This window comes from Dokdonella aquatica, assembly GCF_051987395.1.
Lineage (GTDB): Bacteria > Pseudomonadota > Gammaproteobacteria > Xanthomonadales > Rhodanobacteraceae > Dokdonella.
In genome coordinates this window covers 2769733-2784019 of record NZ_CP197094.1, presented here as the reverse complement: position 1 = coordinate 2784019, position 14287 = coordinate 2769733, and the positions used below count along the sequence as shown (strand labels likewise).

Annotated in this window: 13 protein-coding genes and 2 tRNA genes; 8 read left to right on the top strand and 7 right to left on the bottom strand. The window is 69.1% G+C overall.

Going from position 1 to position 14287, the window contains the following annotated elements:
* Positions 1–3: 3 nt before the first annotated feature.
* The 3 genes from ku to ACQQ2N_RS12495 all read right to left on the bottom strand — a co-directional run bounded on the left by ku (position 4) and on the right by ACQQ2N_RS12495 (position 1891).
* On the bottom strand, positions 4–972 hold the full coding sequence (gene ku, locus ACQQ2N_RS12505) for a non-homologous end joining protein Ku (RefSeq protein ID WP_440221905.1): 969 nt from the start codon (positions 970–972) through the stop codon (positions 4–6).
* A 115-nt stretch (positions 973–1087) separates the two neighbouring features.
* The gene (locus tag ACQQ2N_RS12500) at positions 1088–1516 is read right to left on the bottom strand and encodes an OsmC family peroxiredoxin (protein ID WP_440221904.1); all 429 of its coding nucleotides are present in this window, start codon (positions 1514–1516) and stop codon (positions 1088–1090) included.
* Between the two features lie 69 nt (positions 1517–1585).
* Positions 1586–1891 carry a hypothetical protein gene (locus ACQQ2N_RS12495; protein ID WP_440221903.1) on the bottom strand — a complete coding sequence of 102 codons (306 nt, stop codon included), beginning with the start codon at positions 1889–1891 and terminating at the stop codon, positions 1586–1588.
* A 238-nt stretch (positions 1892–2129) separates the two neighbouring features.
* Between ACQQ2N_RS12495 and ACQQ2N_RS12490 the strand changes: the two genes are divergently transcribed.
* Entirely contained in the window at positions 2130–3449 is a 1320-nt protein-coding gene (locus ACQQ2N_RS12490) for a sensor domain-containing phosphodiesterase (protein ID WP_440221902.1), read from the top strand.
* A gap of 59 nt (positions 3450–3508) precedes the next feature.
* On the opposite strand, the gene ACQQ2N_RS12485 is transcribed toward ACQQ2N_RS12490, so the two are convergent.
* The 3 genes from ACQQ2N_RS12485 to ACQQ2N_RS12475 all read right to left on the bottom strand — a co-directional run bounded on the left by ACQQ2N_RS12485 (position 3509) and on the right by ACQQ2N_RS12475 (position 6550).
* Positions 3509–3598: transfer RNA gene (locus ACQQ2N_RS12485), tRNA-Ser, on the bottom strand.
* Between the two features lie 58 nt (positions 3599–3656).
* Positions 3657–4547, bottom strand: a complete 891-nt coding sequence (locus tag ACQQ2N_RS12480) for a M48 family metallopeptidase (RefSeq protein ID WP_440221901.1) — start codon at positions 4545–4547, stop codon at positions 3657–3659.
* Between the two features lie 86 nt (positions 4548–4633).
* Positions 4634–6550, bottom strand: coding sequence for an SUMF1/EgtB/PvdO family nonheme iron enzyme (locus tag ACQQ2N_RS12475; protein ID WP_440221900.1), 1917 nt, complete (start codon positions 6548–6550; stop codon positions 4634–4636).
* Between the two features lie 109 nt (positions 6551–6659).
* Here ACQQ2N_RS12475 and ACQQ2N_RS12470 point away from each other — a divergent pair, with 109 nt between their 5' ends.
* The 7 genes from ACQQ2N_RS12470 (at position 6660) to purB (ending at position 13519) form a co-directional block, all read left to right on the top strand.
* The gene (locus ACQQ2N_RS12470; protein WP_440221899.1) at positions 6660–7748 is read left to right on the top strand and encodes a ribonuclease D; all 1089 of its coding nucleotides are present in this window, start codon (positions 6660–6662) and stop codon (positions 7746–7748) included.
* Positions 7749–7846: 98 nt separating this feature from the next.
* Positions 7847–7922, top strand: a tRNA-Ala gene (locus ACQQ2N_RS12465).
* Between the two features lie 144 nt (positions 7923–8066).
* Positions 8067–9608, top strand: coding sequence for a malectin domain-containing carbohydrate-binding protein (locus ACQQ2N_RS12460; protein WP_440221898.1), 1542 nt, complete (start codon positions 8067–8069; stop codon positions 9606–9608).
* On the top strand, positions 9605–10177 hold the full coding sequence (locus ACQQ2N_RS12455; RefSeq protein WP_440221897.1) for a GNAT family N-acetyltransferase: 573 nt from the start codon (positions 9605–9607) through the stop codon (positions 10175–10177). Before ACQQ2N_RS12460 ends, ACQQ2N_RS12455 begins: the two co-directional genes overlap by 4 nt.
* 165 nt (positions 10178–10342) lie before the next feature.
* Positions 10343–10684: a BON domain-containing protein gene (locus tag ACQQ2N_RS12450; RefSeq protein WP_440221896.1), complete on the top strand. Its 342-nt coding sequence runs from the start codon at positions 10343–10345 to the stop codon at positions 10682–10684.
* A gap of 142 nt (positions 10685–10826) precedes the next feature.
* Positions 10827–12158 (top strand): hemolysin family protein, encoded by a 1332-nt coding sequence (locus ACQQ2N_RS12445; RefSeq protein ID WP_440221895.1) that lies wholly within the window; start codon positions 10827–10829, stop codon positions 12156–12158.
* A complete protein-coding gene (gene purB / locus ACQQ2N_RS12440; protein WP_440221894.1) occupies positions 12155–13519 on the top strand; it encodes an adenylosuccinate lyase in 1365 nt (454 codons plus the stop codon). Before ACQQ2N_RS12445 ends, purB begins: the two co-directional genes overlap by 4 nt.
* A 36-nt stretch (positions 13520–13555) precedes the next feature.
* On the opposite strand, the gene ACQQ2N_RS12435 is transcribed toward purB, so the two are convergent.
* Positions 13556–14260, bottom strand: a complete 705-nt coding sequence (locus tag ACQQ2N_RS12435; RefSeq protein ID WP_440225756.1) for a 2OG-Fe(II) oxygenase — start codon at positions 14258–14260, stop codon at positions 13556–13558.
* Positions 14261–14287 lie beyond the last annotated feature (27 nt).

The window sequence follows — 14287 nt, the reverse complement described above, 5'->3', positions numbered from 1 at the left end:
GGCTCAACCGGCCTTGCGCGTTCTCGACGCCGCACGTTTCGCCGTAGTCTTGCGCGCGGACGCCGTCTTCGCCTTCTTCGCCACGGCTTTCCTTGCGGTCGTCACCGACGTCTTCTTCGCAGGCGCGGCGCGCTTGCGCGACACGGCCTGCTTGCGCGCCGGCGTGCGCTTGTTGGTCGCGAGGCTCTCGCGCAGCAGCGCCATGAAGTCGACGACGTTGGTGGCGGCGTCTTCGGCCTCGGGGGCTTCGTCGGGGATCTTCTTCGTCGTCGTGCCCTTTCGCTTGAGGCGCTTGTCGATCGCCGAGCGCACGCGCTTGCGGAACTCGTCGCGATACTGCTCCGGCTCCCATGCCACGGTCATCGAGTCGATCAGCGAAGCCGCCATCTCGACCTCGCGCGCGCTCACGCGGTAGTCGGACGACTTGCCCGACGGCAGGCGGTACTCGTCCGGATCGACGAGTTCCTGCGCGTAGCGCAGCAGCATCACGACCAGCGCGTCACCGCGCGGCAGCAGCGCGCACAGGTACTCGCGCGTGCGCACGACCATGCGGGCGATGCCGGCCTTGCCGGTCTTCGCGAGCGTCTCGCGCAGCAGTACGTAACCCTTGTCGGCCTTCTTGCCCGGCACGAGGATGTAGGGCTTCTCGTAGAAGACGGGCTCGATCGAGGCGAGCTCGACGAAGCCCTCGATCTCCACCGTCTCGCTGCCCTTCGGCGCCGCCGCATCGAGGTCCTCCTTCTCGAGCACGACGAGGTTGCCCTTCTCGTACTCGTAGGCCTTGCAGACGTTGCTCCACGGCACTTCCTCGCCGGTCTCCGCGTTGATGCGCTCGTAGCGCACCGGGGCCTTGTCGCGGCAGTCGAGCATGCGGAAATGCAGGTCGGTGCGGCGCTCGCCCGACATCAGCGACACGGGGATGTTGAGCAGTCCGAACGACACCACGCCGGACCAGATCGGTCGAGCCGCCATCACACGCCTCCTCTCGCCGCGCCCGGATGAAGGAGCGGCGATCGTATCCGGCCCAGACGACCGGGACGCACGATGCTGCAATCGCGGCGATGGCTGCTGCGTGAACCGCGCCGCATCAGTCCATTCGGGCGTCCAGGGTGATGCGCGCCTGGAGTGCCCGCGAAACCGCACAGGTGCGCTCGGCTTCCGCGACCAGCGCCTCGAAGCGTCCTGCGTCGAGCCCATCGAGGGAGACACGCACGACAAGATGCACGGCATCGATGCGGTAGCCCTCGCCACCGTCTTCGAGCGACACCTCGGCGCGCACGTCGAGCCGACTGGCGTCGATGCCTTGTTGCGAGAGCACGCGTGCGAGCGCCATCGCGAAGCACCCCGCGTGCGCGGCACCGATGAGTTCTTCCGGATTCGTGCCCGCGAAGGCCTCGAACCGGCTCAGGACACCATAGGGATAGGATCTGAGTGCACCACTTTCGGTGGAGATGGCGCCTTTTCCTTCGCGGAAACCGCCCTGCCACTGCGCCGAGCCACGTCGCCGGATCGCCATCGCCTCGCCCTCTCTCGCGGAGTGGGGAGTGTGCGCCGATCGCGACAGGTCGACATCCGACGCGATGGTCTAGGCCGGCATGCGCTTGGGCCTGTACTCGATCTGGGCCTTGATCTGGGCGGCCAGCGCAGCGTACTCGCCCTCCGCGAAATACGGCCAGACATGGGCGAAGTCAACGAAGTGCACGGTGACGCGCTGGACGTAGTCCGACGCGCGGATGTCACTCGGCGGCAGCCCCGCGGCGATCGCGCCGACGCGACCGACCCACACGACGAGCCCGCGCGTGCCGCCACCACGCACGGTCATCGCGCGATAACTGCCGTCGTCCAGCGATTCGCCTTCGCGAGCATGCAGGTTTTCGTGCGGCGTGATCATGGTTTCTCCTGTTCGGCACGGAGTATCCACGCATCGGCGGAACGTGCGCTGCACGGGATGGTGACGAATCGTGTCGATGCGGCATCCGTTCACCATCCGGGCGCATCGCGGACCTCTCCTCGCCGGACCGCCAGGGCTTCGTAGCCAGGCGTTCAGGTATTACCACCGTTGCGCGCGACACGATTGCACGGCCGCCGAAGGAGGCGGAGTATAATTGTGCACCCAGGAAATCCGCGCCATGCCGACGCCCCAGGAAACGCCCTCCAACGTCGTCGCCTTCTCGAACAAGCGCGCGCGTACACGGCCTGCGCAGGACGACGGCGTGCTCGCGCAGATCATCGCCGCCCAGGGCGAGATCGCGCAGGCCGGCCTCGACGCCAAGAAGGTCGTCGACATCATCACGCACCGCTCGCAGGCCCTCACGCGCTCCACGGGCGCAGTGGTCGAGATGGTGCAGGGCGAGGACCTGGTCTACTGGTCGGCGAGCGGGACCTCGCTGCCCCATCTCGGCCTGCACGTGCCGCGTCTCGGCAGCCTCTCGGGCCGCTGCCTCGATGCAGGCGAGGTCCTCCAGTGCGACGACAGCGAGACCGATCCGCGCGTCAATCTCGAGGCCTGCCGCAAGGTCGGGCTGCGCTCGGCAATCGCCGTTCCGCTGACCTGCGGCGACCATGTCGTCGGCGTGCTCAAGGTGGTGTCCGATCGCGCGCACGCCTACACGACGCGCGACGTCGCGACGCTTCGCACGTTCGGCACGTTCATCGGCGCGACCCTGCACCACGTGCTCGAGCACGCGCGGGCGCGCGGGCTCGCCGATCCGGTCAGCGGCAACGCCGCGTCCACGGCGCTCGACCTCGCCCAGCGCGACCAGCTGCGGGCGATCCTGCGCAGCGGGGGCTTGCGTGCGGTGTTCCAGCCGATCGTCGAACTGGCGACCGGTGCAGTCATCGGCTACGAGGGGCTCACGCGCTTCCCGTCGGAGTCCGCTCCGCCACAGGGCGGCTGGTTCTGCGCCGCCGCACGGCTGGGCATGTCCGAGGAACTCGATCTCGCCTGCATGGTCGCGATCGTGCGTGCGTCCGGGGATGCGCCACGCGACGCCTACATCTCCGTGAATGCCTCGCCCGGCACCGTGATCGGCGCGGACATCGAATCCGTCCTCGGTGCGGATCCGATGCGCCGGTGGGTGGTCGAGATCACCGAGCATGCCCAGGTCGAGGACTACGCGCTGCTGCTGGAACGCGCCACCGTGCTGCGCGACCGGGGTTGGCGCATCGCCGTCGACGACGCCGGCGCGGGCTACGCGAGCCTGCGCCACGTGCTCAAGCTGTCCCCGGACATCGTCAAGCTCGACATCACGCTGACCCGCGACATCGACATCCAGGTACGCCAGCGCCAGCTCGCCTCGGCGATCGTGTCGTTCGCGAGGGAATCGGGCATCACGCTCGTCGCCGAAGGCATCGAAACCGTCGAGGAGCGCGACACGCTGCGTGCGCTCGGCGTGGCCTGTGGCCAGGGCTACCTGTTCGGCTGGCCGCGCGGCTTCGGCGATCCCTGACGGTCGACGGAAAGCCGGAAAAGAAAAAGCCCCGGTTTCCCGGGGCTTTTCCGTCCTACTGGCGGAGAGGGTGGGATTCGAACCCACGGTGCGCTTGCACGCACGCCTGATTTCGAGTCAGGTACATTCGACCACTCTGCCACCTCTCCTTGAAGTGGGCCGCGAATGATACGGATCGGCGCACGGGCTGGCAACCGGTTCGTGCGATCAGCCTTGCGCCCCGCCGCAGAAGCGTTGCCGGACCTGCTTGGCCTCGCCCATCCAGCCGTTGAGCTGGCCGATGCGCGTGCCTTCCGCGGGATGCGTGGACATGAACTCGGGCGGCTTGCGGCTGCCGAGCGCGGCCATGCGCTCCCACAGCCGCGGCGCCTCCTCGGGATTGAAGCATGCCGCCGCGGCGAGCAGCAGGCCGACACGGTCGGCCTCCGACTCGTGGCTGCGCGAGAACGGCAGCAGCACGCCGTATTGCGCGCCGGCGCCGATCGCGGCCATGACCATCTGGCGCTGGCCGGGATCCATGTCGCCGGTCGACATGCTCGCCGCCATCGCGCCGAACTGCACGAGCTTCTGCTGGGCCATGCGCTCGCCGCCGTGGCGCAGCAGCGCGTGCGCGATCTCATGGCCCATGATCGCGGCGAGGCCATCCTCGTTCTTGGCGACCGGCAGGATGCCCGTGTAGACCGCGATCTTGCCGCCCGGCAGGCAGAACGCATTGACCTGTTCCGAACGGATGACGCTGGTCTCCCACTGGAACGCGGACCAGTCGGTGTCGGCGGGCGTACCGGCCGTCTCGGCGAGGTACTCCTCGACCTTGGGCGCCGCCTGCACGAGGCGCTGCGCGATGTCGCGCACCTGGCGCGGCGCATCGCCGTCGCGCACGACATCGGACTGCGAGAGGATCTCGCGGTAGGACTGCAGGCCCAGCGCGAGCTCCTCCCGCGAGGTCGTCTCGATGAGCTGCTTGCGGCCCGTGTACGACGCGACGTTGCCGTGGCTGAACCAGTAGTACGCGAAGTAGATGCCGAAGAGCAGGATCGGCCACAGCTTGAGGCCGCGACGCGACTGCCCACCCGCGGAACGATTGCCGAACGGCCCCATGGTCGTGCTCCCCTGAAGGACGGCGCGAGCTTAGCGCGAACGCCGTGCCCGGCACGCACGCCGACGGCGGGCGGGACGACGACCGTTCAGAGATCGCGCGCGACGCGGAACCCCACGCGTGCGCTGCGTGCGTCGGCGTTGACGCCGAGCCGGTAAGCCGACCTGACCTGATCGGGCGCGCTGGCCCACGAGCCGCCGCGGATCACGCGGCGGGCGCAGCCCGGATTGACCCAGGCCGTGCTGTCGCGCGGCGCGCGCACGTAGTTGTCGTGCCAGCAGTCCTCGACCCACTCCGAGACGTTGCCGTCGATGTCGTAGAGGCCGAACGGGTTCGAGGGGAACGACCTGACCGGTGCCGGCCCCCAGAAGCCGTCGGCATAGCGCGCGAATGCACGGCCCCAGCTGCGCCGGCTCGGCGAACGGTCACCGTCACCGGTCACGTTGGCGATGACCGACTGCGGCTCCTCGTCACCCCACCAGAAGCGCGATTGCGTTCCGGCACGAAGCGCGTACTCGAACTCGGCTTCGGTCGGCAGGCGGTAACGCTTGCCCGTGCGCTGCGACAGCCACGCCGCGTAGGCACTCGCATCGTTCCACGAGACGTTGAGCACGGGCAGCTTCTCGGCTGCACGATCGCCCTTGTAGTCGCGCTCCCAGTCGACACCGCGACGCTCTCCCATGCGGCCCGTGCTTTCGTCGTAGATGCTGCCGCCGCCCGCACGCTCGGCCTCGCTGCGGTAACCGGAGGCACGCACGAACTCGCGGAACTGCGCGACCGTGACCTCGGTCTGGCCCAGCGCGAAACCTGCGGTGATCTCGACCTGGCGCTGCGGCTCCTCGTTGTCGGCATGGTCGGTCTCGTCGGCCGGAGACCCCATGACGAAACGCCCGGTCGGCACGACGACGACCGCGGGCGCGGCGCCCGCGATGTCGAGGAATCGGTCCGTGACGATCTGTCCAGGCGAGAAGCTCGCGTAGAGCCGGGCATTGCGCAGGCGGCGAGCGAACTCGTCGAGGCCGGCGAGATCGGCGCTGATGCCCTGTGCGCGCGCGGCGAGTTCCTCGGCGAGGTCGGCGTTGCCGGAATCGAGCGCCGAACGTGCCTGTGCAAGCACGGTTTCCGCACGCTGGCGACGGATGCCTTCGATCTGCGAACGCGTGTCGAGCAGGTCCTGCGAACCCGGCCGGATGCGGGCCGCCTCGGCGAGGATCGTGTCGGACCCCGCGAAATCGTCTTGGGCGACGGCGGCGCGGGCGCGATCGAGGTAGCCGCGTTCGATCTGCGCGAGGCCCTGGTCGGCGACCTTGTTCGACGGATCGATCGCGAGCACGGCGCGGTACACCGACAGCGCGTCGTCGCCGTCTTCGCCGACGAGACGCTCCTGGCGCAGCAGGTCGGCCGCGCGCGCGAGCATCGGCATGACTTCGCGCAACACGCGCAGGCGCTCGCGCAGGGCCTCGAGCTCGCTCTGCGAATGCGGCAGCTCGCCGAACAGGTTCGCGTAGCGCATGGCCTGCTCGGAATCGCCGCGCTCGAGTGCGGCGATCGACCAGTCGCGCATGACGCCACCGATGCGCGCGAGGCCTGAGGTCGCGACACGGTTGTCGGGATCCTGCTCGAGCACCTGGCGGAACAGCGCGATCGCCGAAGCGCCCTCGGGTTCGAGCAGCTTGCCCTGGTCCTCGGCCGTGCGCGCGGACTTGAGCAGCGCGGCGACCTCCTTGGTCACCGGCGCGGGAGGCCCCATCGCGAGCGCCTCGGCGAGCGTCGTGCCGACGATCGGCTCCGGCTCCGGGTCGGGAGACAGCAGCGAAGCGGCATGCTCGACGACCCACGGCGTGCCCGTGGCGGGCGCGACGGCGGCCGGCTTCTCAGGCGAGCGCTGCGGCAGCATGCCGACGATGTTCGGGTAGAAACGGTAGCCGAGCGCGAACAGCAGCACGGCGATGCCCATCGCGCCGCCGAAGTTGCGTTGCTTGCTGACGTTTTCGGTGCCGGGCATGCGCGAGGAGAAGGGCTGACAGCAGCGTGCCGGCACCTTAGGCTATCGTGCTCGCGATCCGCAACCGCAGGCATCGCGCATTCCCTTCAACGATCGACCGAGGCTCCACTTGGCGGACTGGATCGACTCCACCGACGCGCTCGCCGCGTTCCTCGCGCGGCCGGCGGCACGCATCGGACTCGACACCGAGTTCATGCGCATCGACACGTTCGCGCCGAAGCTCGCGCTCGTGCAGATCGAGCTCGACGGCGCGATCGCGCTCGTCGATCCGCTCGCCGCGATCGACCTCGCACCGCTCGCCGCGCGTCTCGGCGATACCTCGGCGCCTTGCGTCATGCACAGCGCGAGTGAGGATCTCGACGCGCTGGCGCCGGTCGTGCCCGCCGGACTCGGCACGCTGTTCGACACGCAGGTCGCCGCGGCATTCGCGGGCCTCGGCCCGGGCCTCGGCTACCAGAAACTCGTGCTCGCGTTGTGCGGTGTCGACGTGCCGAAGGGCGAAACGCGATCTGACTGGCTGCGCCGGCCGCTGAGCCCGCAGCAGCTCGAATACGCGGCCCAGGACGTCGTCCACCTGCCGGTCCTCCACGACGAACTGTCGCGCCGACTGGCCGAACGCGGCTACACCGCGTGGCATGCCGAGGACTGTGCACGCATGCTCGAGCGAGCGCGCCGACGCGAGGTCGACCTGCAGCCGCAGGTCGCCTTCCGCGGCGCCGCCGACTGGCCGCGCGAAGCCCAGGCACGCCTGCGGCGCCTGCTGCTGTGGCGCGACGCGACCGCGCGCCGCGTCGACCGCCCGCGACCGTGGCTGCTCGACGATCCGCGCATCCTCGACTTCGCGGCACGCCCGCCGCGCGACGCCGCTGACCTGTTCGAGCGCAGCAGGGGCCTGCGTGCGCTGCGCGGCGCCGAGCGCGACGACCTGCTGGCCTGCCTCTCGGCACCGCTCGCCGACGACGATCTCGTCTTCGATCCGATCCCCGCGGCGGCGAGTCCGCAGGAGCGGCGCGCCGTGACCGCGCTCAAGGACGTCGTCGCCGAGCGTGCAGCGGCGCTCGACCTGCCGGAAGGGCTTCTCTGCGCCCGTCGCCATCTCGAGGCCTTGTGGCTGACACGCCAGTGGCCGGCGGCGCTCGAGGGCTGGCGTCGCGAGGTGCTGCACGACGCCCTCACGGAGAGGCTCGCGTCGGCCTGATCGCGGGCGCTTGGCGAGGTCGGGACGTTCGGCTATGATGCGCGCCCTCGCGTGGTTCGGCGCCCAGCCGCAACCTCCACTGCGCGAAACGGTTTCACGGGGCGGTAGCTCAGCTGGGAGAGCGTCGCGTTCGCAATGCGAAGGTCGTGGGTTCGATCCCCATCCGCTCCACCAATCGACGACGAAGCCGGCCACGTGCCGGCTTCGTCGTTTCCGGCTCCCGTGAACCCTCGCAGACGTGTGACGCACCACGCGTCCGGCCCCGTTGCGCGGTGCTAGCCTGCTTCGGCGCAAGGGAGTGGCCTCCGGGAGGTGCGCATGCAAGCCGGGAAGCTGGTTGCCCTCGTCGGGCTCGTGTCGTTGCCCTCGCCCGCCGTGTACGCCGCGGTGCCTGCGGATTTCCTCTTCCGCAACACCGAAGCGAACGGCAGCGGCATGCCGTACCGCATCTTCGTACCGCCGGGCTACGATCCGGCGCAGCGCTATCCGCTGATCGTGTTCCTGCACGGTGCAGGCGAAGCCGGCACGAACAACACGAGCCAGCTCAACAACAACGCCAACGGCGCGATGCAGCTGGTCAGCGACGCGAACCTCGCGATACGCAAGGTCTTGATGGCCGCGCCGCAATGCCCGCACTCGAGCGGCTGCTGGGCCGGCGGCACCCAGCTCGCGCAGCTCAACACGATGCTCGACCGCATCGCCACGGAGTTCCGCATCGACGCCGATCGCGTGCACGTGACCGGCATCTCGATGGGCGGCAACGGGACGTGGGCACTCGTCGCGAACGCACCGCAGCGTTTCGCGAGCGCGGTGCCGATCTGTGGCTGGGGCTCGCCTGGCCAGGCACCGCTGGTCAGCGCACTGCCGTTCTGGTTCTTCCACGCCGCCAACGACGGCACCGTCGGCGTCAGCGGCTCGCGCGACCTCGTCAACGCCTTGCGCAACGCCAACACGCGCACGATCTACACCGAATACGCGACCGGCGGCCACACCATCTGGACCGTGACCTACGCGAACCCGCTGCTGTTCCGCTGGATCACCGCGCAGGCACGCGGCGCGCCGAGCCTCGCGACACCGCCGATCGTGCGCATCGAGGATCCGACGACCGCGTCGACCTGGACGACCGAACTCGGCACCCTGCCGCTTGCCGGCGTCACCGACAACGGTGGCCAGGCGGTCACGAGCGTCGCGTGGGCACGGCGCAACGGCACGAGCGGCGCAGCCAATGGCACCACCCAGTGGACGACGCCCGCGATCGCGCTCGCGATGGGCGTCAACGACCTGCGCGTGACGGCGACGGGATCGGGCTACCACGCTCCATGGGGCGGCAGCACGACGATCAGCGCGCCGCTGCGCGTGAACCGGGTGAACGTCGTGCCGCAACCCGGCGACACGGTGGCCGCGATCAACGCCGGCGGCGCCGCGTACACCGGTGCCGACGGCACCACCTGGAGCGCCGATACCGCGTTCGAAGGCGGTGACGTGCAGGTCTCGAATCGTGCGATCGCGGGCACGCTCGACGACGTGCTCTACAACGACTGGCGCTGGGGCAATTTCTCCTACCGTTTCGTCGTGCCGCAGGCACGCTACGAGATCGACCTGCACTTCGCCGAGACCTACAACGCCGGCGCCGGAGCACGGCGCTTCAACGTCACGCTGCAAGGCGTACGCGTGCTCGACGAGTTCGACATCGCCGCCACCGCCGGCATCGACACCGCACACGTGCGGCGCTACCTCGTCGAGGCGACCGACGGCGAAGTCGTGATCCGCATCGGCAACGGCAGCATCGGCAATGCGCGCCTCGACGCGCTCAAGGTCGTGCGTTCGGCCGACGCGATCTTCCGCGGCTCGTTCGAGTGAATGCCTCGAGGGAGCAGCGCCCGCTGCTGCCCGCGCACGATCCGCTGCCGACGCTCGAGACGGCACGGCTGCGCCTGCGCGCTCCGCGCGACGACGATCTCGAGGCCTTCTTCGCGCTGCTCTCGGACACGGATTCACTGCGCCACTGGAGTCACGCGCCGCTTCGCACGCACGACGATGCGGCCTGGTACCTGCGCGATATCGCCGCGGGCCGGCGACACGGTACGCACTTGCAGTGGGCGATCGCCGATCGCGACAAGGATCGGGCCATCGGCACGACCACCTTGCTCGCATTCGACCACGAAGCGCGCACGGCGTGCGTGAGCTGGCTCGTATCCCCTCCGTGGCGGCGCCGCGGCGTGGCGCAGGAAGCCTTGCGCATCCTGTTCACCCATCTCGCGAGCACGACTTCGCTCGACGCACTCGTCGCGGAGATCATGCCGGGCAACGCGGCCTCGATCGCGCTCGCGACGATGCTCGGTTTCGATGACGAGTCCGCACGCGGCGCGGAGGGCGAGCACCGCCTCACCCTCCCGATGGCGTTCTTCGCGCCCGAGTGCACGGCTTAACATCTCGATCAGGTTGCTGAATCCTTCCGCACGTCCGAACGATATGGCCGTCCATATTCATCCGGCGTATCGGAACGCACGACGAGACTCGTCACCGAGCCGAGGCCAAGCGCCTGCCGCGTCCAACGACGTGGGGCTCGCATCCCCATCCAGGAGACGAATCCAATGAACTTCCGTTCGCTGAACCGCATTGTCCTTGGCACGGCCTTCCTCGTCGGCGCGTCGGGCCTCGCCTACGCCGCGCCCGAACTGCCGGGCACGACGAATGCCGCGGACCAGAAGTCCGAGCAGCCGGTGTCCGACACGTGGATCACCACGAAGGTCAAGGCCGATCTGGCCGCGACCGATGGCGTCAAGAGCACCGACATCTCGGTCAACACGACCAACGGCATCGTCACGCTGATCGGCGTGCTCGACTCCGACACGGCGCTCGAGAAGGCCATCGCGACGGCGCAGGGCATCAAGGGCGTCAAGAAGGTCGACTCGTCGGGCCTCAAGGTCCGCTGATCCACCCGTTACGCTCTCCCTCCCTTCGGGCCCCGCTTTCGCGGGGCCTCTTTTTGTCCGCCGTGGCGAAACGCCGCGCCCCGTGGCTGAACGCATGCCCTGACGCTGCTAGACTCGTCGGCCCGCGGCCCGTTTCCGAGAGATGTTCGTCAACATCATCTATATCGTTGCAGCGTTCCTGCTGGTCCTGCTCAACGGTTTCTTCGTCGCCGCCGAGTTCGCCCTCGTCAAGCTGCGCAGTACCCAGGCCGTTCGCCTCGCCGAAGGTCGCGGCTGGCGCGGGCGCATCCTGCTCAGCGTCCATGCGCACCTCGACGCCTACCTGTCCGCCTGCCAGCTCGGCATCACGCTGTCGTCGCTCGGACTCGGCTGGATCGGCAAACCGGCCTTCGCCGGACTCGTCGAACCGCTGATCGGCATCTTCGGCGAGGTCGACCAGGACACGCTGCACGTCATCTCGTTCGTGTTCGCGTTCACGGTGATCTCGTACCTGCACATTGTGCTCGGCGAGCTCGCGCCGAAGTCGATGGCGATCCGCCGCCCCGAGCGCATGTCGCTGTGGACCGCCGCCCCGCTCTATGTCTTCTACTGGGCGATGTATCCGGCGATCTGGGTGCTCAACACGAGCGCCAACTGGATGCTGCGCGTATTCGGCCTCGACGCGATCGATTCGCACGAGCACCACTACTCGCGCGAGGAACTCAAGCTCATCCTGCACGCGAACCGCGCCGGCCGCACGACCGGCGAGGAATTCACGATGATGAGCCACGCGCTCGAGCTACCCGAGCTCGTCGCCGGCGACCTGCTGCGCACGCGCGACCAGCTCGCCGCCCTGCGCGACGGCCAGGAGCAGGCGGACGTGCTCGCCGAGATCCGGCGCTCGCAGTACAGCCGTTACCCGTGGTTTGACGCGAGTGGTGACACGGTCCGCGGCGTGCTGCACGTCAAGGACCTGCTGCTCGCGGTCGCCGAGAAGGGCGTCGTGACCGACATTCCCGCACTCCTGCGCCCTGCCGTCGTCGCACCGCTCGACGCACCCGTGCTCGAGATCCTCAAGCGCTTCCGCGGCGGCACCACCCACCTCGCCCTCGTGACCGAGGAGTCCGGCCGCGTGGTCGGCTTCTTCACGCTCGAGGACGTCGTCGAGGTCGTCGTGGGCGACATCGAGGACGACCATCGTCGTGGTGCCGTGAGCGCGAAGCCGCAGCGCGACAGCGAAGGCGCCTTCACGATCTCGGGCAGCCTGCCGATCTACCGCCTCGAGCGCATGCTCGACCGCGAGATCGAAGCCCCCGACGAGGTCAACTCGGTCGGCGGCCTCATCATCCATCGCCTCGAGCGCCTGCCCGGCGAAGGCGAGACCCTCCAGTTCGACGGCTTCACGCTGACCGTGCGCGCGATGAAAGGCGCCAAGGCCCAGGCGATCACCGTCAAGCCCGACATGCCCACACCTTCCGGATCGGATACGCCATGAGTTCGCCGCTGCTCGCCCTCTCGCCGCTCGACGGCCGCTATGCCGCCAAGGTCGACGCGCTGCGCCCGATCTTCAGCGAGTACGGCCTCATGCACCGCCGCGTGCTCGTCGAGGTGCGCTGGCTCGCCGCGCTGGCGGCACACCCGGGCATCGCCGAAGTGGCACCGCTCGACGATGCCGCGCGCACCGCGCTGCTCGCGATCGCGGAACGCTTCTCCGATTCCGACGGCGAACGCATCAAGGCGATCGAGCGCGAGACCAACCACGACGTCAAGGCGGTCGAGTACTTCATCAAGGAACGCTTCGCCGCGCACGAAGGCCTGCGCGGAGCGCTCGAGTTCGTGCACTTCGCGTGCACCTCCGAAGACATCAACAATCTCGCCTACGCGCTGATGCTGCGCGACGCGCGCGACGGCGTGCTGCTGCCCGCGCTCGACCGCCTCGTGGCGACGCTGCGCGCTCTCGCGCACGAGCACGCCGCGCAGCCGATGCTGTCGCGCACGCACGGCCAGACCGCCTCGCCGACCACGCTCGGCAAGGAGCTCGCGAACGTCGTCGCGCGCCTCGAGCGACAGCGTCGCCAGCTCGCGGCCGTGGAGCTCTCGGGCAAGATCAACGGCGCGGTCGGCAACTACAACGCCCACGTGATCGCCTACCCCGACGTCGACTGGCCGGCGTTCTCGCGCGCGTTCGTGGAGGATCTCGGCCTCGCGTTCAATCCTTGGACCACGCAGATCGAGCCGCACGACGGCGTTGCCGAGATCGCCGACGCGGTGCGCCGCATCAACACGATCCTCGTCGACTTCTCGCGCGACGTCTGGGGCTACATCTCGCTCGGCTACTTCCGCCAGGCCCTCAAGGCCGGCGAGATCGGCTCGTCGACGATGCCGCACAAGGTCAACCCGATCGACTTCGAGAACGCCGAGGGCAACTTCGGCCTCGCCAACGCGCTGTTCGAGCACTTCGCCGCGAAGCTGCCGATCAGCCGCTGGCAGCGCGACCTCACCGACTCGACCGTGCTGCGCGCGCTCGGCACCGCGTTCGGCCACACCCAGGTCGCGCTCGACTCGCTCGCCAAGGGCGTCGGCAAGCTGCAGGTCGATGCGACGCGCCTCGCCGCCGACCTCGATGCCAGCTGGGAAGTGCTCGCCGAAGCGGTGCAGACCGTCATGCGTCGCCATGGCCTGCCCAATCCCTACGAGCAGCTCAAGGCGCTCACGCGGGGGCAAGGCATCGACCGCGAGGCGATGCGAACGTTCGTCGAAGGCCTCGACCTTCCTGCCGATGCGAAGGCGCGCCTGCTCGCGCTGACACCTGCGAACTACGTCGGACTCGCCGCCTCGCTCGCGCGCGAGGTGTGAAGAAGGCACCGGCGGCGTGGCCGTGGTGCGCCACCGTCACGCCATGAACCATCCGGTCAGCGCATAGCGAGGCTGCTCGGCCCAGCCGCCGACGAGCGAAACGGCGTGCGGCTGCGGCACCTTGAACAGCGACAAGCTGTTGAACGCGGGCACGAACGTCTCGACGACATCGCCTCGCGCGTCGAGGAACTGCAGCAGGCCGCCCCAGTCGGCCTGCCACTCCCTGCCCAGATTGAACACGAACGCGTAGCGCCGGTCGCGCCCGTCCTCGACGATGTCCTCGTGACGGCGCAGGAAGTGCCCGGGCAGGTAACGCGTGGCCTGGACCAGCGAGCGCCGGATCGACGCATCGCCGACGAGGTTCCTCACGAATGCGAGGAACGGCTCGCGGTGCATCATCTCGACGATGCGATGCAGGAGGTCGTCCGGGTCCGGCTGCTGCATGTAGCGCTCGACGAGCATGCAGCTGTCGTAGGCGAAGCCGTACCGCCCGAGGGACTCGCGTGCGAGTCGCGCGAGCAAGTCCCTGCGCCCCTCCTGCCCGAGTGCCGCATAGCGCGCGGCCGGGAGCAGCGTGGAGGCATGCCCGTCGCGAAACGCGAGGTCCCAGTCCTCGACGCGCGCGAGACGCTCGTGCAGCGCCTGCGCGACGGCAGGCTGCAACGCGCCGGGGATCAGCACGCGCGTGCGTTCGGAGAGCCTCGCGCTCCATGGCGAGAAATCGATGTCGGGATTGAACATCACGCGACTATACGTGCCGGAGCGCCG